Annotated in this window: 17 protein-coding genes; 2 read left to right on the top strand and 15 right to left on the bottom strand. The window is 70.3% G+C overall.

Annotation, left to right across the window (positions count from 1 at the left end; genetic code table 11):
- Window positions 1-84 precede the first annotated feature (84 nt).
- On the top strand, window positions 85-1,506 hold the full coding sequence (locus ACZ7L6_RS04110; RefSeq protein ID WP_471920383.1) for a lipase maturation factor family protein: 1,422 nt from the start codon (window positions 85-87) through the stop codon (window positions 1,504-1,506).
- On the opposite strand, the gene ACZ7L6_RS04105 is transcribed toward ACZ7L6_RS04110, so the two are convergent.
- From ACZ7L6_RS04105 to ACZ7L6_RS04070, 8 genes are read right to left on the bottom strand one after another with little or no spacing between them, the layout of a single operon-like run.
- Window positions 1,494-2,339, bottom strand: coding sequence for an amidohydrolase family protein (locus ACZ7L6_RS04105; RefSeq protein WP_471920382.1), 846 nt, complete (start codon window positions 2,337-2,339; stop codon window positions 1,494-1,496). The two genes, ACZ7L6_RS04110 and ACZ7L6_RS04105, sit on opposite strands and share 13 nt — an antisense overlap.
- On the bottom strand, window positions 2,324-2,638 hold the full coding sequence (locus ACZ7L6_RS04100; protein WP_471920381.1) for an L-rhamnose mutarotase: 315 nt from the start codon (window positions 2,636-2,638) through the stop codon (window positions 2,324-2,326). Before ACZ7L6_RS04100 ends, ACZ7L6_RS04105 begins: the two co-directional genes overlap by 16 nt.
- Window positions 2,635-3,582, bottom strand: coding sequence for an aldo/keto reductase (locus tag ACZ7L6_RS04095; protein ID WP_471920380.1), 948 nt, complete (start codon window positions 3,580-3,582; stop codon window positions 2,635-2,637). Before ACZ7L6_RS04095 ends, ACZ7L6_RS04100 begins: the two co-directional genes overlap by 4 nt.
- Window positions 3,579-4,334: an SDR family NAD(P)-dependent oxidoreductase gene (locus tag ACZ7L6_RS04090; protein ID WP_471920379.1), complete on the bottom strand. Its 756-nt coding sequence runs from the start codon at window positions 4,332-4,334 to the stop codon at window positions 3,579-3,581. Before ACZ7L6_RS04090 ends, ACZ7L6_RS04095 begins: the two co-directional genes overlap by 4 nt.
- Entirely contained in the window at window positions 4,331-5,695 is a 1,365-nt protein-coding gene (locus ACZ7L6_RS04085) for an L-fuconate dehydratase (RefSeq protein ID WP_471920378.1), read from the bottom strand. Before ACZ7L6_RS04085 ends, ACZ7L6_RS04090 begins: the two co-directional genes overlap by 4 nt.
- 45 nt (window positions 5,696-5,740) lie before the next feature.
- Window positions 5,741-6,766: an ABC transporter permease gene (locus ACZ7L6_RS04080; RefSeq protein WP_471920377.1), complete on the bottom strand. Its 1,026-nt coding sequence runs from the start codon at window positions 6,764-6,766 to the stop codon at window positions 5,741-5,743.
- Entirely contained in the window at window positions 6,759-8,261 is a 1,503-nt protein-coding gene (locus tag ACZ7L6_RS04075; protein ID WP_471920376.1) for a sugar ABC transporter ATP-binding protein, read from the bottom strand. Before ACZ7L6_RS04075 ends, ACZ7L6_RS04080 begins: the two co-directional genes overlap by 8 nt.
- On the bottom strand, window positions 8,258-9,331 hold the full coding sequence (locus ACZ7L6_RS04070) for a sugar ABC transporter substrate-binding protein (RefSeq protein WP_471920375.1): 1,074 nt from the start codon (window positions 9,329-9,331) through the stop codon (window positions 8,258-8,260). The genes ACZ7L6_RS04075 and ACZ7L6_RS04070 overlap by 4 nt, the downstream gene beginning before the upstream one ends.
- A gap of 196 nt (window positions 9,332-9,527) precedes the next feature.
- Here ACZ7L6_RS04070 and ACZ7L6_RS04065 point away from each other — a divergent pair, with 196 nt between their 5' ends.
- The gene (locus ACZ7L6_RS04065; RefSeq protein WP_471920374.1) at window positions 9,528-10,256 is read left to right on the top strand and encodes a FadR/GntR family transcriptional regulator; all 729 of its coding nucleotides are present in this window, start codon (window positions 9,528-9,530) and stop codon (window positions 10,254-10,256) included.
- Window positions 10,257-10,330: 74 nt separating this feature from the next.
- On the opposite strand, the gene ACZ7L6_RS04060 is transcribed toward ACZ7L6_RS04065, so the two are convergent.
- The 7 genes from ACZ7L6_RS04060 to ACZ7L6_RS04030 form a co-directional block, all read right to left on the bottom strand.
- A complete protein-coding gene (locus ACZ7L6_RS04060) occupies window positions 10,331-11,146 on the bottom strand; it encodes an N-acetylmuramoyl-L-alanine amidase (RefSeq protein WP_471920373.1) in 816 nt (271 codons plus the stop codon).
- Window positions 11,147-11,237: 91 nt separating this feature from the next.
- A complete protein-coding gene (locus ACZ7L6_RS04055; RefSeq protein WP_471920372.1) occupies window positions 11,238-14,261 on the bottom strand; it encodes an alpha-mannosidase in 3,024 nt (1,007 codons plus the stop codon).
- 25 nt (window positions 14,262-14,286) lie between these two features.
- On the bottom strand, window positions 14,287-16,281 hold the full coding sequence (locus ACZ7L6_RS04050; protein WP_471920371.1) for an endo-beta-N-acetylglucosaminidase: 1,995 nt from the start codon (window positions 16,279-16,281) through the stop codon (window positions 14,287-14,289).
- A complete protein-coding gene (locus ACZ7L6_RS04045) occupies window positions 16,278-17,534 on the bottom strand; it encodes a glycoside hydrolase 5 family protein (RefSeq protein WP_471920370.1) in 1,257 nt (418 codons plus the stop codon). Before ACZ7L6_RS04045 ends, ACZ7L6_RS04050 begins: the two co-directional genes overlap by 4 nt.
- Window positions 17,535-17,581: 47 nt before the next feature.
- A complete protein-coding gene (locus ACZ7L6_RS04040; protein WP_471920369.1) occupies window positions 17,582-18,412 on the bottom strand; it encodes a carbohydrate ABC transporter permease in 831 nt (276 codons plus the stop codon).
- The gene (locus tag ACZ7L6_RS04035) at window positions 18,409-19,335 is read right to left on the bottom strand and encodes a carbohydrate ABC transporter permease (RefSeq protein ID WP_471920368.1); all 927 of its coding nucleotides are present in this window, start codon (window positions 19,333-19,335) and stop codon (window positions 18,409-18,411) included. The genes ACZ7L6_RS04040 and ACZ7L6_RS04035 overlap by 4 nt, the downstream gene beginning before the upstream one ends.
- 6 nt (window positions 19,336-19,341) lie before the next feature.
- Entirely contained in the window at window positions 19,342-20,634 is a 1,293-nt protein-coding gene (locus tag ACZ7L6_RS04030) for an ABC transporter substrate-binding protein (protein WP_471920367.1), read from the bottom strand.
- Between the last annotated feature and the right edge of the window lie 96 nt (window positions 20,635-20,730).

Here is a 20,730-nt window from a genome sequence, read left to right as displayed (position 1 = left end):
AGCGGAGAGGTGGTATACGGAGAGTCACGCGGGTCCGAGTCACAGGGGCCTCCGGCGCGACAATGAAGAAGGGAGGACACGGCTGTGGACTGGTTCATCGCACCGGAGTACTGGACGAGCCGGCTGGTCTTCCAGCGGGCTCTGGCCGGCGTGTATTTCGTCGCGTTCCTGACGGCGGCCCTGCAGTTCCGGGCCCTGATCGGCGAGCGCGGAATGCTGCCGGTGCCGCGCTTCGTCGAGCGGGTGCCGTTCAAGGCCGCCCCGAGCCTGTTCCACCTGCGCTACTCGGACCGGTTCTTCGCCGTCTGCGCCTGGTCGGGCTGCGCGGTGTCGGCGGCGCTGCTGGCCGGCCTGGACTCGGCGGTGCCCCTGTGGGGCGCCATGCTGCTGTGGCTGATCCCGTGGGCGCTGTATCTGTCGATCGTCAACGTCGGCCAGACCTGGTACTCGTTCGGCTGGGAGTCCCTGTTGCTGGAGGTCGGCTTCCTCACCGTCTTCCTCGGCAACGACGAGGTGGCGCCGCCGATCGTGGTGCTGTTCCTGCTGCGCTGGATCCTGTTCCGCGTCGAGTTCGGCGCGGGCCTGATCAAGATGCGCGGCGACGCCTGCTGGCGCAAGCTCACCTGCCTGGACTACCACCACGAGACCCAGCCGATGCCGGGCCCGCTGAGCTGGTTCTTCCATCATCTGCCCAGGCCCCTGCACCGCGTCGAGGTGGCCGCCAACCACGTCACCCAACTCGTCGTCCCGGTCCTGCTCTTCACCCCGCAGCCGATCGCGACGGCCGCCGCTTCCCTGATGATCGTGACCCAGCTGTGGCTGGTCCTGTCCGGCAACTTCTCCTGGCTGAACTGGATCACCATCGTGCTGGCCCTGTCCGCGGTGGAGTTCCCGAGCGATCCACCCTCCGTGCCGGACGCGCCGCTGTGGTACGAGATCGTGGTGCTGGCGGTCGCCGCGCTGCTGCTGTTCCTCAGCTACCACCCGGTCGCCAACATGATCTCCCGCCGCCAGATCATGAACCGCTCCTTCGACCCGCTGCATCTGGTCAACACCTATGGCGCGTTCGGCAGCGTCAGCCGGATCCGCTACGAGGTGGTCATCGAGGGCACCGCCGACGACGTACCGCGGGAGGACTCGGACTGGCGGGAGTACGAGTTCAAGGGCAAGCCGGGCGACCCCCGGCGCTGGCCGCGCCAGTTCGCGCCGTACCACCTCCGGCTGGACTGGCTGATGTGGTTCGCCGCGTTGTCGCCCGCGTACGCCGGGTCGTGGTTCGGCGCCCTGATGGAGCGGCTCCTGGAGAACGACCGCGACACGCTGAAGCTGCTGCGCCGCTCACCGTTCCCGCCGGACGAGCCGCCCCGCTACATCCGCGCCCGGCTCTACCGCTACCAGTACACGACCTGGCGTGAGCTGCGGGAGACCGGCGCGTGCTGGGAGCGGACGTACGTGCGGGAGTATCTGCCACCCACCAGGCTGGCCGGGGTGGCTCAAAGGTCGTAGACACGGGTGGCGGTCGCCTCGAAGATCTGCTTGTGGTCGGACTCGCCGGTCAACTCCCGTGCCACCGTAATCACTTGACCGTACGACGCCGCCAGCGTGCACACCGGCCAGTCCGAGCCGAACATCAGCCGGTCCGGGCCGAAGGCGTCCAGCACCACGTCGGCGTACGGACGCAGGTCGTCCACTGACCACGACGCGAGGTCGGCCTCGGTGACCATGCCGGAGAGCTTGCAGACGGTGTTGGCGAGGGCGGCCAGGGAGCGGACCGCGGTTTCCCAGGGTTCGAGGGCGCCGGAGGCGATGGGGGGTTTGCCCAGATGGTCCAGGACGAAGGTGAGGCCGGGGTGATCCGCGGCGGCCTTCACGCAGGCCGGTAGTTGATGCGGGAGCACGACCAGGTCGTAGACCAGGCCCGCATCCGACACGGCGGCCAGTCCGCGCCGTACGTCCGCGCGCAGCAGCCACTCCGGATCGGGCTCGCCCTGGACCTGGTGGCGGATGCCCTTCAGGTACTGCCCGCCGGGCAGCTCCCGCAGCCTGGCCAGCTCGTCGGCGACGTCCGGGCGGGGGAGGTCGGTCCAGCCGACGACGCCCGCGATCAACTCGTGCTCGGCGGCGAGGGCCAGGAACTCCGGGGTCTCCTCGGCGACCGTGACCGTCTGGACGAGGACCGTGCGGTCGACTCCGGCCGCCCGTGCCTCGGGGGCGAGGTCGGCGACGGTGAAGTTCCTTCTGAGCGGCTGGAGTTCGGGGCCCGCGATCCAGTCCTGGTCCCGCACCGACAGGTCCCACACATGGTGGTGCGCGTCGACGACCGTCACGGCAGCTCCCATACGACGGGCAGGCCGGCCTCCGCGCCCTGCGCCGAGTAGTCGTGCACCACGTCGAGCAGTTCGGCCATGCGGGCCTGCCAGGCCACGTTGACCGGCAGTTTCTCCAGCTCGGCGAGGAGGCGGCCGTAGTCCTCGCACTCCAGGACGTGGAAGAGGTCGGTGCCGCTGCGCCAGATCGTCCAGGAGGTCGCCCCGGCCGCCCGGATGGCGTCCGTGAGCTCTCTCGGGACCTCGCGGTGGGCGGCTTCGTACTCGGCGACGCGGTCCGCGCGGACCGTGGTGTGCAGGGCGATCCTCATGACGGCTCCTCGGTGCGCAGGAGTCCGGTGTCCCGCAGCTCCTGCCAGAAGGCGGCGGGCACCGGTGTGGCGAACTGATCTGCACAGTCATGGACTTCATCGGCCGAGCGGGCACCCACCAGCACGCTCGCCACCGCGGGATGTGCCGCGCAGAAGGCCAGCGCGGCGGCTCGCAATGTGATGCCGTGCCGCAGCGCGATCTCCTTCATGCGCACGGCCCTGTCCAGCAACTCTCCCGGCGCCTCGACGTAGTTGTACGTCGACCCCGGCTTGGGATCCGCGAGCAGACCCGAGTTGAAGGCACCGCCGATCACCACGGAGACGCCTCGTTCCACCGCTGCGGGCAGCAGGTCCGTGAGCGCGCTCTGGTCGAGCAGCGTGTAGCGGCCCGCGCACAGCACCACGTCGACGTCCGTGTCGCGGACGAAGCGGGTGAGCATCTCCGCCTGGTTCATGCCGGCGCCGATCGCGCCGACCACGCCTTCCGAGCGGAGTTTTTCCAGGGCCGGGTAGCCCTCCCGGAAGGCCTGCTCGGCGTGGTCGTCGGGGTCGTGGAGGTAGACGAGGTCGACGCGGTCGAGGCCGAGCCGTTCCAGGCTGGCGTCGAGGGTGCGTCGTACGCCGTCCGCGGTGAAGTCCCAGACGCGGCGGTGCGTGGCGGGGACGGCGAAGCCGTGCGCCAGGTCGTCGCCGCCGTCGGTCCGTGGTTCCAGACGGCGGCCCACCTTGGTCGAGACCGTGTACTCCTCGCGCGGGTGCGCGCGCAGGGCCGCGCCGAGGCGGCGTTCGGACAGCCCGAGGCCGTAGTGGGGTGCGGTGTCGTAGTAGCGGATGCCGCGCTGCCAGGCGGCGGACACCGCAACGTGCGCCTGCTCGTCGGTGACCTCGGTGTAGAGGTTGGCGATGGCTGCGGCTCCGAAGCCCAGTCCCCGGGGGATGCTCACCGGTTCACCGGCCGCAGCCGCAGGCCCTGCATGCCGCCGTCGACGGCGAGGGCGGTGCCGGTCGTGGCGCCGGAGAGCGGGCTCGCCAGGTAGGCGATGGCGCCCGCGACCTCGGCGGCCGAGACGAGGCGGCCGGTGGGCTGGCGGGCCTCGAGGGCGGCGCGTTCGGCGGCCGGGTCGGCGGCGGCGTCGAGCAGGCGGCCGACCCAGGGGGTGTCGACCGTGCCGGGGTTGACGCAGTTGACGCGGATGCCCTCGCGGACGTGGTCGGCGGCCATGGCCAGGGTGAGCGAGTACACGGCGCCCTTGGTCGCGCTGTACAGCGCCCGCTGCGGGAGCCCCGCGGTGGCCGCGATGGAGCAGGTGTTGACGATCGCCGCGTGCGACGACTGACGCAGGTGCGGCAGGGCGGCGCGCGCGGCCCGCACCATGCCGATGACATTGACGTCCATGACCCGGTGCCACTCGGCGTCGTCGTTGTCCTCGACGGTGCCCTGGGCGCCGATGCCGGCGTTGTTGACCAGTACGTCCAGTCCGCCGAGGTCGGCGACCGCGGCCGCCACTGCCTCGCGTACGGAGGCGTCGTCGGTGACGTCGGCGCGGAAGGCGAGCAGCGGCTTCTCGACGGACGACGGGTCCAGGTCGAGGACGGCGACCTGGGCGCCGCGCGCGGCGAGGAGTTCGGCCGTGGCCCGGCCGATGCCGGAGGCGCCTCCCGTCACCAGCGCCTTGAGACCGTCGAAGTCGCTCATGCCGCGTGCCCCTTCTTTTCGCCAGTCTGGAGGTCGGCGGCCCAGAAGGCCCCGTCCGGGAACGTGTACCGCGCGATCGACTCGGGCCGCATGGTGGCCGAGAAGCCGGGCGCGGTGGGTGCCGTGTAGTGACCTTCCCTGATCACCACCGGGTTCAGGAAGTGGTCGTGCAGATGGTCGACGTACTCGATGACGCGGTCCGCGGTGGTGCCGGTGACCGCCACGTAGTCGTACATCGACAGGTGCTGGACGAGTTCGCACAGCCCGACGCCGCCCGCGTGCGGGCACACCGGTACGCCGAACTTGGCGGCGAGCAGCAGGATGGCGAGATTCTCGTTGACGCCGCCGACGCGGGCCGCGTCGATCTGGAGGACGTCGAGGGCGCCGGCCTGGAGGAGCTGCTTGAAGACGACCCGGTTCTGCACGTGCTCGCCGGTGGCCACCTTCACCGGGGCGACCGCCTCGCGGACCGCCGCGTGGCCGAGGACGTCGTCGGGGCTGGTGGGCTCCTCGATCCAGTACGGGTCGAACTCGGCGAGCGCCTTGGTCCAGCGGATCGCCTCGGCCACGTCCCAGCGCTGGTTGGCGTCGATCGCCATGCGGATGTCCGGTCCGACGACCGAGCGGGCGACGCGGCAGCGCCGTACGTCGTCCTCCAGGTCGGCGCCGACCTTCAGCTTGATCTGCTCAAAGCCGTCGGCGACGGCCTGCGCGGCAAGCCGGGTCAGCTTCTCGTCGTCGTAGCCGAGCCAGCCGGCGGAGGTCGTGTAGGCCGGGTATCCGCGCTCCAGGAGCCGCGCCGTGCGCTCTTGCGCCCCCTTCCGGCCCCGGCGCAGGAGCTGCAGCGCCTCCTCGGGCGTGAGGGCGTCGGTGATGTACCGGAAGTCGATCTGACGGACGATCCATTCCGGGTCGGCGTCGGCGAGGAGTTGCCACAGCGGCTTGGCGGCGCGCTTGGCGGCCAGGTCCCACACGGCGTTCATGACCGCGCCGATCGCCATGTGCATCACGCCCTTCTCGGGACCGAGCCAGCGCAGCTGGCTGTCGCCGATCAGGTCGCGGTTCAGGGTCCCCGGGTCGGCACACAGCTCCTCGACGGACCGGCCGACGACATGCCCGCGCAGTGCCTCGATCGCGGCGACCTGAACCTCGTTGCCCCGCCCGATGGTGAAGGTGAACCCGTGCCCCTCCAGCCCGTCGACGCCTTCCTGACTGTCCGTGCGCAGGACGACGTACGCCGCCGAGTAGTCGGGGTCCGGGTTCATGGCGTCGGAGCCGTCGAGCTCGCGCGAGGTGGGGAAGCGGATGTCGTAGGTGTCGAGCGCGGAGATGCGACAAGAGGGGCCGGGGGTCGGGGACACGGAGGGCCTTTCGGTCGGTGACGTCGATGAGGGGGTCGGCGCGGGTCAGTCCTGGGCGCGACCCGTCGTCACGCGGGCGATCATGAGGGCGACCAGGATGATTCCGCCGTAGATGGCCTGGATCCAGAACGACGGCACCTGGGCGAGGGTGAGCAGGTTCTGCACGACACCCAGCAGGAGTACGCCGGTCAGGGCGCCGAACATGGTGCCCTTGCCGCCGTCCAGGCTGATGCCGCCGATGACCGCGGCCGCGAACACGGTGAAGATCATGTTGTTGCCCTGGTTGGCACTGATCGCACCCACGTACCCGGTCTGGATGATCCCGCCGACGGCGGCCAGGGTGCCCGCGACGACGAACACGCCGAGCATCACCCGCTCGACCCGGATGCCGGCCGCGCGGGCGGCGTCCGCGTTGCCGCCGATGGCGTACAGCGCGCGCCCGATGCGGTGGTACTTCAGCACGAACCCGGCGATCGCGAAGGCGGCCGCCGCGAGCCACACCGACATCGGGATGCTCAGGAACGTCGTCGTGGCCAGGGAGTAGAAGCTGTCGGGCATCCCGAACAGCGTCTTGCCCTTGGTCGCGCCGACCAGCAGCCCGCGCAGCACGATCAGCATCGCGAGCGTCACGATGAACGCGTTGAGCTTGAACTTCACGACCAGGATGCCGTTGAAGGCACCGACCGCCGCGCCCACCACAAGGATCGCCAACAGGGCGAGCGAGGCGGGGAGTTCGGTGCCCCAGCCGGACTGGGCGGCGGGCAGCACGAGGAGCGCTCCCACAGCGGGCGCGATGCCGACGACCGACTCGAGGGACAGGTCGAACTTGCCGGTGATCAGGACCAGCGACTCGGCCAGCACGACCATCGCCAGTGCGGCGGAGGCGCCGAGGATCGAGATCAGGTTGCGCTCGGTGAGGAACGAGTCGTTGACCACCGCGCCGAGCACCATGAGGAGCAACAGGGCCGGGACCAGGGCGAGTTCGCGGGCTCGCCGGAGCAGGACCGTCCTGGCGGCACGGGCGTCCGGCACCTTCACGGGCAGGACCGGCGGGGCCTTGGTGTCAGCCATGGTTGTCCACTCCTTCTATGGAGGCGATCAGCTCGTGGTCGCGCCAGCCCGCCAGGTGCTCGGCGACGACACGGCCGTGGAACAGGACGAGGACGCGGTCGCAGCGGCGCAGGTCGTCGAGTTCGTCGGAGACGACGAGTACGGCCATGCCGTCCTCGCGGGCGCTGTCCACGCGGGCGAGCAGGGACTCCTTGGACTTCACGTCGACCCCGGCGGTGGGGTTGATCAGCACCAGCAGCCGGGGGTCGGAGGCGAGGGCGCGGGCCATGACGACCTTCTGCGCGTTGCCGCCGGACAGGTCGGAGACGGGCTGGTCGGGGCCCTCGGTGCGGATGTCGAGGCGGTCGATGAGGGCGGTGGCGAAGCCGCGCTTGCGTTCGGTGCCGACGAAACCGAAGCGGCCGAGCCGGTCGAGGACGCTCATGGTGGCGTTGTCGCCGATGGTCATGCCGGCCACGAGACCCTGGTCGTGCCGGTCTCGCGGCACACAGGCGACGCCTGCCTTGAGAGCGGCCTGCACATTGCCGAACAGCAGCCGCTCACCTGCCAGTTGTGCCGTTCCGCTCGTCGGGGTGTGCAGCCCCGCGAAGGACTCGGCCAGCTCCACCTTGCCGCTGCCGCTGATCCCGGCGAGTCCGACGACCTCGCCGCGGCGGACGGTGAGGTCGACGTTCTCGTACGCCGGTGAGGTGAGCCCGCGGGCATCCAGGAGGACGGGGGCGTCGTGGTCGACGTCCCCGGAGTCGACGGCCTGGTCGGCGATGGCCTCGATGGACTCGCCCGCCATGGCCTCCACCAGGGCCCGGCGCGGGAGTTCCGCGACCGGGGCGGTGGTGATCCAGCGGGCGTCGCGCAGCACCGTGACGGTCTGGCAGACCTCGTACACCTCCTGGAGGTGGTGCGAGATGAACAGGAAGGTGACGCCGGAGTCCTGCAGCGCCCGCATGCGCGTGAACAGCCGCTCGATCTCGCGCTTGTCGAGCTGGGCGGTGGGCTCGTCGAGGATGATGAAGCGGGCGCCGAAGCTGAGCGCCCGGGCGATCTCCACCATCTGCCGGTCCTCGACCTTGAGGTCGGCGGTGCGGGCCTCGGGGTCGACGTGCACGTCCCAGGTGGCGAGGAGTTCGGCGGCCTCGGAGCGCAGCCTGCGCCAGCTGATGAAGCCGCGCCGAAGGGGCTGCCGGTTGATGAACAGGTTCTCGGCGACCGTCAACTCCGGGACCACAGTGGCGTGTTGGTAGACGCAGGCGACTTTGCGGCGCCAGGCGTCGCGGTCGGTCAGCGGCGGCGCGGGCTCGCCGTCGAAGCGGACGGTGCCCTCGTCGGGCGCCTGGAGGCCGGTGAGGATCCTGACCAGGGTCGACTTGCCGGCGCCGTTGCGGCCGACGAGGGCGTGGGACTCGCCGGGCAGGACGGTGAGCCGGCCGTCGGCGAGGGCGGTGGTGGGGCCGTAGCGCTTGACGATGTCCCGGGCCTGGGCGAGTGGCGTCGTCATTTGACCGTGTTGCCCCAGAGCTTGGGGTCGTCGACGTTGTCCTTGGTGACCAGCGGGGCGGGCAGCTGGTCCTCCAGGATGCCGCTGGGGAGTTTGACGATGGTCGAGTCGTGGTCGGTGGGGCCGGGCTTGAAGGTCTTCCCCTCCATCGCCGCCTTGATGTAGTACATGCCGTACTTGGCGTACAGGTCGGCGGGCTGGGAGACGGTCGCGTCGATCTCGCCCTTGCGGATGGCGTCGTACTCCTGCGGGATGCCGTCGTTGGAGACGATCGTGATGTGGCCGGACTGCCCGGCCTTCTTCAGCATCCCCTTGGACTTGAGGGTCTGCAGGGTCGGCGCGAGGTAGACGCCGCCCGCCTGCATGTAGATGCCCTTGATGTCGGGGTTGGCGTTGAGGAGCGTGTCGAGCTTGGAGGCCGCGGTGTCGGACTCCCACTTGGCCGGGATCTCCAGGACCTTCAGCTTGGGGAAGTTCTTCTTCACGCAGGCCCGGAAGGCCTCGGAGCGGTCACGGCCGTTGACGGAGGCCAGGTCGCCCATGATCTGCACGACCTTGCCGGAGGGGATCTGCTCGCCGAGGTACTGGCAGGCCTTCTCGCCGTACGCCACGTTGTTGGCGCGCACCACCATCGCGACCTTGCCCTTGTCCGGCGCCACGTCGACGGCGACGACCGGCACGCCCTTGCGCTCCGCCTGGTCGAGGCCGGCCTCGATGGCGGCGCTGTCCAGCGGGGCGACGACGAGGCCCTTCACGCCCTGGTTGAGCTGGTTGTTGATGTCGGTGATCTGCTGGGAGGGGTCGCTGTTGGAGTTGACCGTCTTGAGCGCGTCGACGCCCTCGGAGTCGGCCATCTTCGGCACGTAGTCGTTGTACGACTGCCAGAACGGCGAGGTCAGCAGGGGCAGGATCACCCCGACCTTGCCGGAACCGCCGCCGCCCTCGGCGCTGGACGCGCCGGTGTCCTTGGTGCTGCCGCACGCGGCGAGCGCGAGCGAGGCGCCGACGACCGCGCACACCGCCCTGACCATCCGTGACCTGTTCTGCTTCCGCGCTGTCGTGCCGGGCATCTGGCGGCTCCTCGTTGAGCGTGTTCGAGCACATGGGTCGAGCAGATGCCCGCATATTTATCAGACCACTTCGGCGATACAACACCCTCGGGAGGCAGATTTTCCCGGTTTCCAGCCGTAGTGGTCCGACCAACCTGGTGATTACACTGCCGCTCACGAGGCGCCCGCAGGTGCCTCGGGCGACGGGAGGAACGGCGTGGACGAGACAGCCCCCCAGAAGGGCACCGTCGAGGCGGGCCCACAGAAGGGCACCGTGACGCAGCGCGCCATCGAGGCAGTCAAGGCGATGATCGCGGAGGGGCGGCTGGAGCCCGGCCAGCGGCTGCCGACCGAGCGCGATCTGGCGGCCCGGCTCGGCATCTCCCGCAGCTCGATGCGCGAGGCGATCCGTGCGCTGACGGTGCTGGGGGTGCTGGAGGCCCGGCACGGTTCGGGCATCTACGTCACGCAACTGGAGGCCGGCGATCTGCTGGAGACGTTCGGGGTGGTCGCCGACCTCTCCCGGGGCCCGCGCCTGGTGGAGCTGCTGGAGGTGCGCCGCATCCTGGAGTCGACGGCGACAGCCCTGGCGGCGGCGCGGATCACGCCGGACCAGCTCGCGGAAGTCGAGAAGCACCTCACCGCGATGAACGCCACGGACGATCCCGAGGAGATCCTCGCCCACGACCTGGCCTTCCACCGCGAGATCGCGGCCGCCGCCGGCAACGAGACCATGGCGGCGATCCTGGAAGGCCTGTCCTCGCGCACGTTCCGCGCCCGCGTCTGGCGCGGCTACCAGGAGGAGGGCGCCTTCACCCGCACCCGCCGCGAACACGCCGCCATCCATCGCGCCCTGGTCGCCCACGATCCGGAGGCGGCGCGGGCCGCGGCGGCCGCGCACGTCGGCGAGGTGGAGCAGTGGCTGCGGACGCAGCTCGGCGAATGAGCGCGAACGCCGAGGGCCGTTCCCCTCATCTCCCGTACGAGGGGAACGGCCCTTCTCATGGCTGAGCCACGGCTCTACGGCTTCACATCGAAACCGTGCTCTTTCCCGAGCTTCTCCAGCGACACCTGGCCGGGGATGCCGTTGGCGTCGTCACCGCTGAAGCCGCAGCGACGCTGCCAGGCGGCGTACGCCTTGAGGGTCGTCGTGCCGAAGTGGCCGTCCGCGAGCCTCGATTCGAGGAGGCCCTCCGCGACAAGCGCCTTCTCCACGGTCTTCACACCCGAGTACGACACCGGCGTGCCCGACTTGGCCGGGTCGTGCTTGGCGGCAGCGACCATGCGCGACACGTCGACCACCGTGCGCGGACCCGGAACAGTCGTCGAGCCACCGGGCCGCGGCGCTCCCTTCTTCACCCAGGCGTACAGGTGCTCTCCCGGGCACGCCGTGGCGTGACCGTCCCGGTGCCCCTTGATCTCCTTTCCGGCACCGTGCTTGCGCAGCAGCTCGATGCCGTCGCGGATCGCGCCGAGCATCGCGTCCGTCGGCTTGGTGAGCCCCTTGTTGCCGACGAGGCCGACAATCGCGTAGTGGCCGCGGTTGAGTTCCTGGTTGCCGTTCGCTCCAGTGCGTCTGCCGAGGCCGCGGCCTTCGAGGAGGTAACCGTGCGGACAGGCCCCGTAGTTGTAGGCGATGTCCGAGTAGTTCTCCTTCTCGTTCGCCAGGTGGGCGGCTCGGATCTTCTTCCATTCGGCGATGCACAGATCGTGGTCGTCGAGGAGTTCGACGCTGACCGGCGAGCCCTCGTAATGGACCTTCACGCCCTTGGCCGAAGCCTGCGTGGGTGCGGCGGATGCGGGCCAGCCGAGCTGGGCGCGCGTGACAAGCTTCAAGTGGGCCTCCAAGGCGCTGATTGAAACGCCAACCTCCTTGAGTGTGGGGCCAGTTGGCATCCGCCGCACGGCGGCGCGCCGTAGTTCGCCGTCAGTGGACCCGGGCCCGCCGCAGCCGCAACGTCATCAGCTCGAACGGCCGTAGGCGCAGGGCGACTTGGCGGCCGTCGCGCGACGGCTTCCCGGGCAGCGGGCGTTCCAGGAGGTCCGTCGCCGTGACGTCCGTGACCTCGAAGTCCGCCGTCAGCGTGGCCCGGGCCCGGCCGCCGTGGGCCTCGTGGAGGCGTACCACCACGTCTCCGCTGCCGTCGTCGGCCAGCTTGACGGCCGTGATCACGACCGCGTCCCGGTCCACCGTCACCAGCGGGGCCACCTCCCGCGCACCGCTGATCCGCCGCTCCGGCAGATTGATCCGCCAGCCCTCACGCACCGCGTCCCCGATGCCCGCGCCCGGCACGAGGGCGTGCCGGAAGCGGTGGACGCCCTGGTCGGTCTCCGGGTCCGGGAAGCGCGGGGCACGCAGCAGCGAGAGGCGCACGGTGGTGGTCGTACCGCGGTCGCCGTCGGTGCGGACCGTGCGGGTGACGTCGTGGCCGTACGTCGAGTCGTTGACGACGGCGACGCCCCAGCCCGGCTCCTCCAGGTGGACGAAGCGGTGGTTGCAGGCCTCGAACTTGGCCGCCTCCCAGCTGGTGTTGGTGTGCGTGGGGCGGAAGAAGTGCCCGAACTGGGTCTCCGACGCGTACCTTTCCGCGTGCACGTCGAGCGGGAAGGCCAGCTTCAGGAACTTCTCCGTCTCGTGCCAGTCGACCTCCGTGTCGATGAGCAGCCGCCGCTGCCCCGGCGCGAGCGAGAGCTGCTGGGTGACGCGCGAGGCTCCGAAGGAGCGGACGATCCGCACCGAGGTTCCGTCCTCGTCGGCGGCGATCTCGTCCGCCTCGGTCAGGTCGGTGACCGTGTGGCGGTAGAAGGCGTCGACGTCCCAGGCGTCCCACATGTTCGGGAAGTCCGGGTGGAGCTGGAGGAGATTGGCGGACCGGTCCGGGGCGACCGTCTCGCGGTCCGCCTCGATGTCGTACGCCGACACGACCAGACCCTGCGCGTCGATCTCGATCCGCAGCAGGCCGTTGTCGAGGACGAAGCCGCCACCCGGACGTTCCGTGAGCGCCGTCCGGCCCTCGCTCACCGGGGTCCGTGCGCCGCCCGCCGGAATCCCGTCCCGCGCGTGCGGAGCCGCGTTGAACACGAGCGCGGTCTCGCCGTCGCCCGCCAGGGAGCGCTGAGCCGCCTCGATGATCCCGGTCAGCTCCCCGGCGAGGCGCTCGTACGTGGCGCGTGCCTCGCGATGCACCCAGGCGATCGACGAGCCGGGCAGGATGTCGTGGAACTGGTGCAGCAGCACCGTCTTCCAGATGCGGTCCAACTCCTCGTACGGGTAAGGGAATCCGGTACGTACGGCGGCCGTCGCGGCCCACAGTTCGGCCTCGCGCAGGAGGTGTTCGCTGCGGCGGTTGCCCTGCTTGGTCTTCGCCTGGCTGGTGAGGGTGGCGCGGTGGAGTTCGAGGTAGAGCTCGCCGACCCAGACGGGCGGGTCGGGGTGTTCGGCCTCGGCCTTGCGGAAGAACTCCTCCGGGGTCTCCCATACGACGGTGGCGGAGCCTTCCAGGTCGCGCAGGCGCGCCGCCTTGCCGATCATCTCGCGGGTCGTGCCGCCGCCTCCGTCGCCCCAGCCGGTGGGGGCGAGGGAGTGCCGGGCGACGCCCTTGTCCTTGAAGTTGCGGGCAGCGTGGGCGATCTCGCTGCCCCTCATGGAGCAGTTGTAGGTGTCGACGGGCGGGAAGTGGGTGAAGATCCGGGTGCCGTCGATGCCCTCCCACCGGAAGGTGTGGTGCGGGAACTTGTTCGTCTGCGACCAGGAGATCTTCTGTGTCAGCAGCCACTTGGAGCCGGCGGCCTTGATGATCTGGGGCAGTCCGGCGGCGAAGCCGAAGGTGTCGGGCAGCCAGGCCTCGTCGTTCTCGATGCCGAACTCGTCGAGGAAGAACCGCTTGCCGTGCACGAACTGCCGGGCCATCGCCTCCGAGCCCGGCATGTTGGTGTCCGACTCCACCCACATCCCGCCCGCCGGCACGAACCGCCCGTCCGCCACCGCCTTCTTCACCCGCGCCCACACCTCGGGCCGGTGCTCCTTCACCCACGCCCACTGCTGGGCCTGCGACATGGCGAACACGAACTCGGGCTCGTCGTCGAGCAGCGCGGTCATGTTGGAGGTCGTACGCGCCACCTTGCGGACCGTCTCGCGCAGCGGCCACAGCCACGCCGAGTCGATGTGCGCGTGGCCGACGGCGCTGATGCGGTGCGCGGAGGGGGCGGCGGGCTCGGACAGGACCGTCTCAAGCCGTGCCCGCGCCTGCGCCGCCGTACCGTTGACGTCCTGGAGGTCGATCGCGTCGAGCGCCTTGTCCACCGCCCGCAGGATGTCCCAGCGGCGCGCCGACTCCACCGGCAGCTCGGCCATCAGCTCGCCGAGCACCTCCAGGTCGAGCACGAGCTGCCACACCGTCTCGTCGAAGACGGCGAGGTCCATGCGGGTGAGCGTGTACTGCGGTGCGCTGCCCGCGGTCTCCTTGTCGCCGAGTTGTGTGGGCAGGAAGGGGTGGTAGTCGAGGATGACGGGGTTGGAGGCGGCCTCGATGTGCAACCGCACCTCCTCGCCGCCCTCGACGGGCGCGCCGATGCGGACCCACTGGTTGCGCGGGTTGAGGCCCTTCACAGGGGTGCCGTCGGGCCGGTACACCAGGCCCTCGCACTGGAAGCCGGGCATGTTCTCGTCGAACCCGAGGTCGAGGAGCGCCTCGACCGTCCTCCCGGCCCACGCCTCGGGTACGGTCCCGGTGACCCGGAACCAGCTGGTGCCCCAGGGAGCACCCCAGCGGGCGCCCACCGCGATCGGCTCGGGTTCGGCCGCGAGCCCCTCGGCGACCGGCACCGGCTCGCCCGGCGCATGCCACACCGCCACTTCCAGCGGCACGGACTCCGGGTACACGGCGGGGCGGACGCGTTCGTCGAGGACGCGCTTGAGACGGGCTTCGACCAGGCTGCGGTCGTCATGCATGCGGGGTGCCCTCCAGGACTCGGGGTTACCAGGGGTGGGTCACGGTCACGGGGTCCGACGAGGTGTACAGCTCCCCTACGGCACGCAGTTCCAACTTCGCCTCCCGCTCGCCCTGTTCGGGCTGGAGCCCGGTGAGGAAGTAGGCGCGCTGGCAGGTGGCGCCGAGGAAGCGCCGGGTGCCGTCCGGCAGCAACCGGTGCAGGGTGTAGTGGCGTACGGCGCCGGGGGCGGGGTTCCAGGCGAGGCGCAGGTCACCTCCGGAGGCCGCGGTGATCCGGGGACCGGAGGGGGCGGCGGGAGTGCCGGCCGTGTCGTGCACCGCGAGCCCGCCCAGCCGCCACCGCACCGGGCCCTCGGCCGCGGTGAGCCGCACGCCGATCGCGTGGACGGTCCCGGACAGGCCGGTGAGCCGTACGCTCGCCGTCTGCCAGCCGTCGCCGACCGGCTCCACGGGCAGAAAGGTGTACGGCGGTGTCGCCCCGGGGGTGCTCGGTTCGGCGGTGGCGACGGCGAGCTCGACGCGTACGGCACCGGCATCGACGCGGTGGGTCAGCTCGACGACCGTGTCCCGGGAGACCGGCAGCCGGACGGCGTACAGGTCCACCGTGGCCGGTTCGTCCAGTACGCCGTCCACGAGCACGCTGCTGCCGCCCCGCCACGCGTCCGCGAAGTCGAAGGAGACAGCGGGCCGTTGCCCTTCCGTTCGCACCACCCACCGCCGGGACGGCAGCCGGTCCTGGAGACCAAGGTGATTCCAGGGCGTGTCCGAGGCGACGGACCCCTCCTCGTACCACCGCAGCCCGTGCCCGGTGTTGAACACGCTCGCGAACGGCACCGAGGTCACCGTCGACCGGTCGGCGACGGACACCGCGGGCGCCCGCCAGCCGTCCGTACCGTCCGGCTGCGACGGATCCAGTGACCGCCCGGTCCAGAACCGGTCGTCGGCGGCGTGGAAGTCCTCCGGAGTCCGCCCGTCCGCCGGGAGGTGGTTGCGCGTCCACTCGGGCCGGTAGAAGCCGACCGACACGACGTGCGCCTTGTCTCGCGGCACGATCGCGTCCCAGTCCACGGCCTTGTTCCAGCCGTTCGCCTCGACGTCGACGCCCGCCCACAACTCGTAGCGGCTGCGCCCCAGTCGCTCGGCTCGCTGCCCCGACGACGTCAGCTTCGCCGCCGTCCACCGGAAGTCGACGAACATGTCGTCGGCGGCCCGGAAGAACGCCTCGTTCTGGGAGTTGAGGGCCCCCTGCCAGCTCACGGTGCCGTTCACGGTCATCGAGTCGTACCAGGTCACCCGCTGTCCGGCGGCTCTGGCGAGCGACTTCAGCTCCCGCATGAATCCCAGCATGTCGGCCCCGAGGGCCGCGTCCCCTCCCCCGGTCTCGGCGTTGACGAACCACCCGTCGAAGCCGTACGCCGAAGCCACCGCCACGAGTTGGGCGGCGAGCGGGTAGCGCCCGGCCGCGTCCCTCTGCACCAGGTCACGCGTCCACCGCAACTGCCCGCCGTAGGCGACCGGCGGCAGGAAGACGTTCCCGAGGACGGGCACGCCGTGCCGGTGGGCGGCGTCCACGATCGGGGCGTTCGGCGCAAGGATCAGGCCCTCGCCCGACGAGCCGCCCCAGAACACCAGCTCGTCGATGTACGCCCAGTGGGTGAGGGCGTAGTAATCGGCGGTGGCCGAGCCCTGGGACGGGTTGCTGGAGGTGGGCCCGAAGGACACCAAGGACTGGATACGGGCCTGGCCCGCGCGGGCGGTCGAGTTCACCGGGGTCGGGGTGAAGCGCGGGGCGAGCGGGACGCTCGACGTGTTGAAGGCGCGGTCCGGGTCGTCGGCCGCCCGCCAGGCCTTGAGGCTGCGCCAGGTGATGCCGGTGCCGGGGGTGCCGGAGGGCAGGGAGTCCGGATACCAGTAGGAGGCGTACGGCTGGAGTGCGGCGGGTGCCGCTGCTGCGGCCGGCGAGGGGAACAGGGCTGTCCCTGCGGCGGCCAGCAGGACGGTGCGTCTGGTGGGGTTCACGAGCGGGTGCCTCCTTGTGGGGTGGGGAGTACCTGATCGGGAGTGACGACCTCGGTGATGCCGCGTGCCGAGAGGTGGTCCTGGTCCGCGGCGCGTGTGTCGAGGACGGTGGTGGGGCGGGCGCCGTCGGCGACCAGCCGGAACCAGGCGTCGAACACCGGGCCGCCGGGGGCGCAGAGCGAGCGGGTGGACGGGTCGGCCGGGACGACGAGCGCGGTGGTGCGGGGCGTGGGCGCCTGCGTGCGCTCGCTCGCCGCGCGCTCCAGCACCCGGGCCGCCTCCTTCGGTTTGCGGTCGTTGGTCAGCAGGCCGAGCCCGTACTCCAGGTCCGGGAAGTCGGCGAGGCCCCGGGAGACGTCGTGGGAGCACCACCAGGTGATGCCCCACAGGTCCGGGCAGTCCAGGGCGTTGGCCACCGTCGCCTCGGTGAACGCGGCGGCGTGCTCGGGCGGGATCAGGGGCGCGGGCGCGCCGACCTCCTGGAGCCAGACGGGGCGGTGCGGGTCGTCGGCCCAGGCCTTGCTCAGCTCGACGAGGTACGCGGCGTGGTGTTCGGTCGCGACGGAGGTACGGCCGTGGCGCTGGGCGGTGCCGTTGAAGACCCAGGAGTGCACGGCGGTGACGGCGCCGTGCCGGGCGGCCTGGGCCGGCGTGAAGGGCTGGTCGTCCTGGTACCAGGTCGCGTCGTACTCGGCGTGCAGATGCAGCCTGCCGGGGGCCCCCTCCTCGCAGGCGGCGAGCATGCGCGTCAGCCAGCGGTCGATCTCGGCCTCGGTCGCGCGGTCGGGGTCGGGGTGCGGGCCCGCCGAGAACTGGTTGACCTCGTTGCCGAGGGTCATGCCGAGGAAGTTCGGCCGGTCGGCGAGCGCGGCGGCGAGGGTGCGCAGGTAGGCGGCCTGGCCGTCGAGGACGTCCGGGTCGGTGAAGAGGTTGCGGCGGTGCCAGGTCCGGGTCCAGGCCGGGAGGAAGTCGAAGCTGCTCAAGTGGCCTTGCAGACCGTCCACGTTGACGTCGAGGCCGCGTTCGGCGGCGGCGTCGACGAGCTGGAGCAGCTGTTCGACGGCCCGCCCCCGGATCAGCGAGCGGTTCGGCTGGAAGTAGGGCCACAGCGGGAAGACGCGGATGTGGTCGAGGCCCAGCGCCGCGACGGAGTCGAGGTCGGCGCGCACGGAGTCGAGGTCGAAGTCGAGCCAGTGGTGGAACCACCCTTCGCTCGGGGTGTAGTTGACGCCGAAGCGCACGGCAGAAGGCATGCGTGTCCTTGTGACGGAGGTGGGGGAGGTACGGCGGGTCAGGGAGGTCAACCCTTGACGGCGCCCTCGCCCACGCCGCGGAAGAAGTACCGCTGCAGACAGGCGAAGAGGACGATCAGCGGCGCCACGGCGATGATCGTGCCGGCGGCGACGAGGCGTTCGTCGTTGGCGAAGGTGCCGTGCAGGTAGTTGAGGCCGATGGTCAGTGTGAACTTGGACGGGTCGCTGAGCACGATGAGCGGCCACAGGAAGTCGTCCCAGGCGCCCATGAAGGCGAAGATCGCGACGACGGCGACGGTCCCCTTCACGGACGGCAGCGCGATCCGCAGGAACCGCTGCCAGACGTTGGCGCCGTCGACGTAGGCGGCTTCCTCGATCTCGTACGGCAGGTTGAGGAAGGCGTTGCGCATCAGCAGCACGTTCAGCGCGCTGATGCAGCCCGGCAGGACGACGCCGACGAGGGTGTTGTTGAGGCCGAGCTCCCGCATGGTCGTGAACTGGGCGATGATGATGCCCTCGACGGGCACGAGCATCGCGAGGACGAAGGCGAGGGTGGCCGCCCGTCGGCCCCGGTAGCGCAGCCGGGCGAGGGCGTAGCCCGCGAGTGCCGAGCCGACGCAGTTGGTGACGACGTTGGCGGTGGCGACCTTCAGCGAGTTGAGGGCGTAGTCCCAGACGGGGATGGTGTCGGCGACGCGTTCATAGTTGTGCAGCGTCGGGTTGCTCGGCAGGAACTTCGGCGGGGAGCTGAAGATGTCCTCGGTGGGGCCCTTGAGCGACGTCGACAGCTGCCAGAGGAACGGACCGACGGTCAGGGCGAGGACGGCGAGCAGGAGCACGTACCGGAGCACCAGTTCTCGCGCACGCATCACCTTCATGACTCGCTCCTCCGGTCGGCCCGCAGCACGAGCAGCATCAGGGCGACGGTGACGACGAAGACGACGACGGAGAGCGCGGAGGCGTAGCCGACGCGGCCGGTCAGACCGGTGCCGGTGCGCTGGACGAGCATCACCAAGGTGGTGTCCTCGCCGGCCGGTCCCCCGCTCGGGCCCGCCATCAGGTACACCTCGGAGAACACCTTGAAGGCGGCCACCGAGGACAGCGCGCCCACCAGCGCCATGGTCGAACGCACGGCGGGCACCGTGACGGTCAGGAACCGCCGCACCGCACCCGCCCCGTCCACCGCCGCCGCCTCGTGCAGTTCACGTGGCACATTGGCCAGCGCGGCCAGATAAATGATCATGTAGTAGCCGAGGCCCTTCCACACCGTCACGGCCATCGCGCTCAGCAGGAGCAGCCACTGGTCGCTGAGGAAGCCGACGCGGCCGACTCCGATGGTCTCCAGCAGGGAGTTGACCAGACCCCGCTCGTCGAGCATCCAGACCCAGATCAGCCCGACCACGACGATCGAGGCGACGACCGGGGTGTAGAAGGCCGACCGGAAGAAGGTGATGCCGGGGATGTTCTTCTGCACCAGCAGTGCGAGCAGCAGGGGCAGGACGACGAGGGCGGGGACGACGCCGACGACGTAGAGCGTGCTGTTGCGCAGGCCGATCCAGAACATGTCGTCGTTCAGCAGCTCGCGGAAGTTGGCGAGGCCCACGAACTCGCCCGGGACCAGGGTGCGGCGGTCGGTGAAGGCGTTGACCAGGGTGGAGACGAACGGGTACAGGATGAAGGCCCCGATGATCAGCAGGCCCGGTGCGGCGAACAGCCAGGGGCTGGACGGCAGTTGGCGCCGCACCTTCACCACCTTGGCTGCTGCCGGACGCCGCACCCGGGAGACGGTCGAGCCGGCCATGGCGCGCTATCCCTGCTGCTGAAGGAGGCGGTTGCAGGCCTCGACAGCGTTGTCAAGAGCTTGCTTCGGGCTCTCCTTGCCCTGCAGCGCCTTGGCGACCTCGTTGCGCAGCTCGGTCTTCATCTGCTCGCTGAACAGCACGGGCGTGTAATTGACGGCGTTCTTCAGCGACTTGGCGGCGGCGACCCGTACGCGCGTCTCGTCGGTGCCGTCCTCCTTGGTGAAGTACGGGTCGTCGAGCGATCCGGCGGTGCTGGGGAAGATGGCGACCTGCTTGGCGAACGACATCTGGTGCTCGGCGTCGGTGACGTAGTGGGCGAAGGCGACGGCGGCGGGCGTGCGCTTGGTCTGCGCGTTGACCATCACGCCCATCACGTACATGTTGACGTGGCCGGTGCTGGTGATCTGGTCGGTGATGCCGATGTTCTTGTACAGGTTCGGCGCCTGCTTCTTGAAGTTGCCGAGGTCGAGGGCGCTGCCGGGGTTCATGGCGACCGCCCCGGTGAGGAACTTCTTGCCGGACGACTCGGGCGTGGCGGTCAGCGCCTGCGGGTCGAGGGCCTTGGCGTCGTACAACTCCTTGTACCTGGCGAGGAGTTCGACCCCCTTGGTGTCATTGAAGGTGAAGGCGGTGCCTTCCTTGTTCATGAGCTGGACGCCGTAGCGGCCGAAGTCCTCGATGGTGGGGACGTTGGCGAGGGTGGCGACCTTGCCGTCGGTCTTCTTCGCCATCCGCAGGGCCGCGGTGAAGACTTCGCCGTACGTCTTCGGCGGCTGGTCGGGGTCGAGGCCCGCCTCCTTGAAGAGGGACTTGTTGTAGAAGAGCGGGCCGGTGTTCAGATACCAGGGAAAGGCGTACGTGCCCGTCATGCCCGGTATCCGATGGCTGGCCCAGGCCCCTTCCAGGTACTCCTTCTTGTACTGCCCGGCGGCCTTGTCGAGGTCGAGCGCGAGGCCGGCCTTGGCGAGCGGGGCGACCAGGTCGGGCGAGACGTTGACGACGTCCGGGAGCGTGCCGCCGGCCGCGTCCGCGCTGATCTTGTCGGCGTAGCCCTCGGCGGGCTGGTCGACCCACTTCACGTTCGTGCCGGGGTACTTCTTCTCGAAGTCGGCGATCAGACCCTCGAAGTAGTCCTTGAAGTTGGCGCGCAGGTTCCAGGTCTGGAAGGTGATGTCGCCCTCGACCTTGCCCGAGGCGTCGGCCGTACCGCCGTCACCCCCTCCCGAACCGCAGGCGCTGAGCGGCAGCGCGACACAGACGGCGAATGCGGCAGCGAGGGCTCTACGGGAAACGGTCACCGTGAACCGGCCTCCTTTGCGGGCGGGTTGGTCGACGAGGCAGACCCTGCACGCCGCTCCACGGGCCCGTCAATGGCTCTCGCACAGCTAATTTCA

Source organism: Streptomyces sp. NPDC107522, from assembly GCF_055657525.1.
Note: the sequence above shows the minus strand (reverse complement) of the source record. Positions and strands in the feature narration are given on the sequence as shown.

What these genes read in the sequence shown, in the direction of transcription:
- ACZ7L6_RS04100 (WP_471920381.1), bottom strand. Translation starts at nt 2,638, where the DNA reads ATGAGGATCGCCCTGCACACCACGGTCCGCGCGGACCGCGTCGCCGAG.
- ACZ7L6_RS04080 (WP_471920377.1), bottom strand. Translation starts at nt 6,766, where the DNA reads ATGGCTGACACCAAGGCCCCGCCGGTCCTGCCCGTGAAGGTGCCGGAC.
- ACZ7L6_RS04070 (WP_471920375.1), bottom strand. Translation starts at nt 9,331, where the DNA reads ATGCCCGGCACGACAGCGCGGAAGCAGAACAGGTCACGGATGGTCAGG.
- ACZ7L6_RS04035 (WP_471920368.1), bottom strand. Translation starts at nt 19,335, where the DNA reads ATGGCCGGCTCGACCGTCTCCCGGGTGCGGCGTCCGGCAGCAGCCAAG.
- ACZ7L6_RS04045 (WP_471920370.1), bottom strand. Translation starts at nt 17,534, where the DNA reads ATGCCTTCTGCCGTGCGCTTCGGCGTCAACTACACCCCGAGCGAAGGG.
- ACZ7L6_RS04105 (WP_471920382.1), bottom strand. Translation starts at nt 2,339, where the DNA reads ATGGGAGCTGCCGTGACGGTCGTCGACGCGCACCACCATGTGTGGGAC.
- ACZ7L6_RS04055 (WP_471920372.1), bottom strand. Translation starts at nt 14,261, where the DNA reads ATGCATGACGACCGCAGCCTGGTCGAAGCCCGTCTCAAGCGCGTCCTC.
- ACZ7L6_RS04040 (WP_471920369.1), bottom strand. Translation starts at nt 18,412, where the DNA reads ATGAAGGTGATGCGTGCGCGAGAACTGGTGCTCCGGTACGTGCTCCTG.
- ACZ7L6_RS04075 (WP_471920376.1), bottom strand. Translation starts at nt 8,261, where the DNA reads ATGACGACGCCACTCGCCCAGGCCCGGGACATCGTCAAGCGCTACGGC.
- ACZ7L6_RS04090 (WP_471920379.1), bottom strand. Translation starts at nt 4,334, where the DNA reads ATGAGCGACTTCGACGGTCTCAAGGCGCTGGTGACGGGAGGCGCCTCC.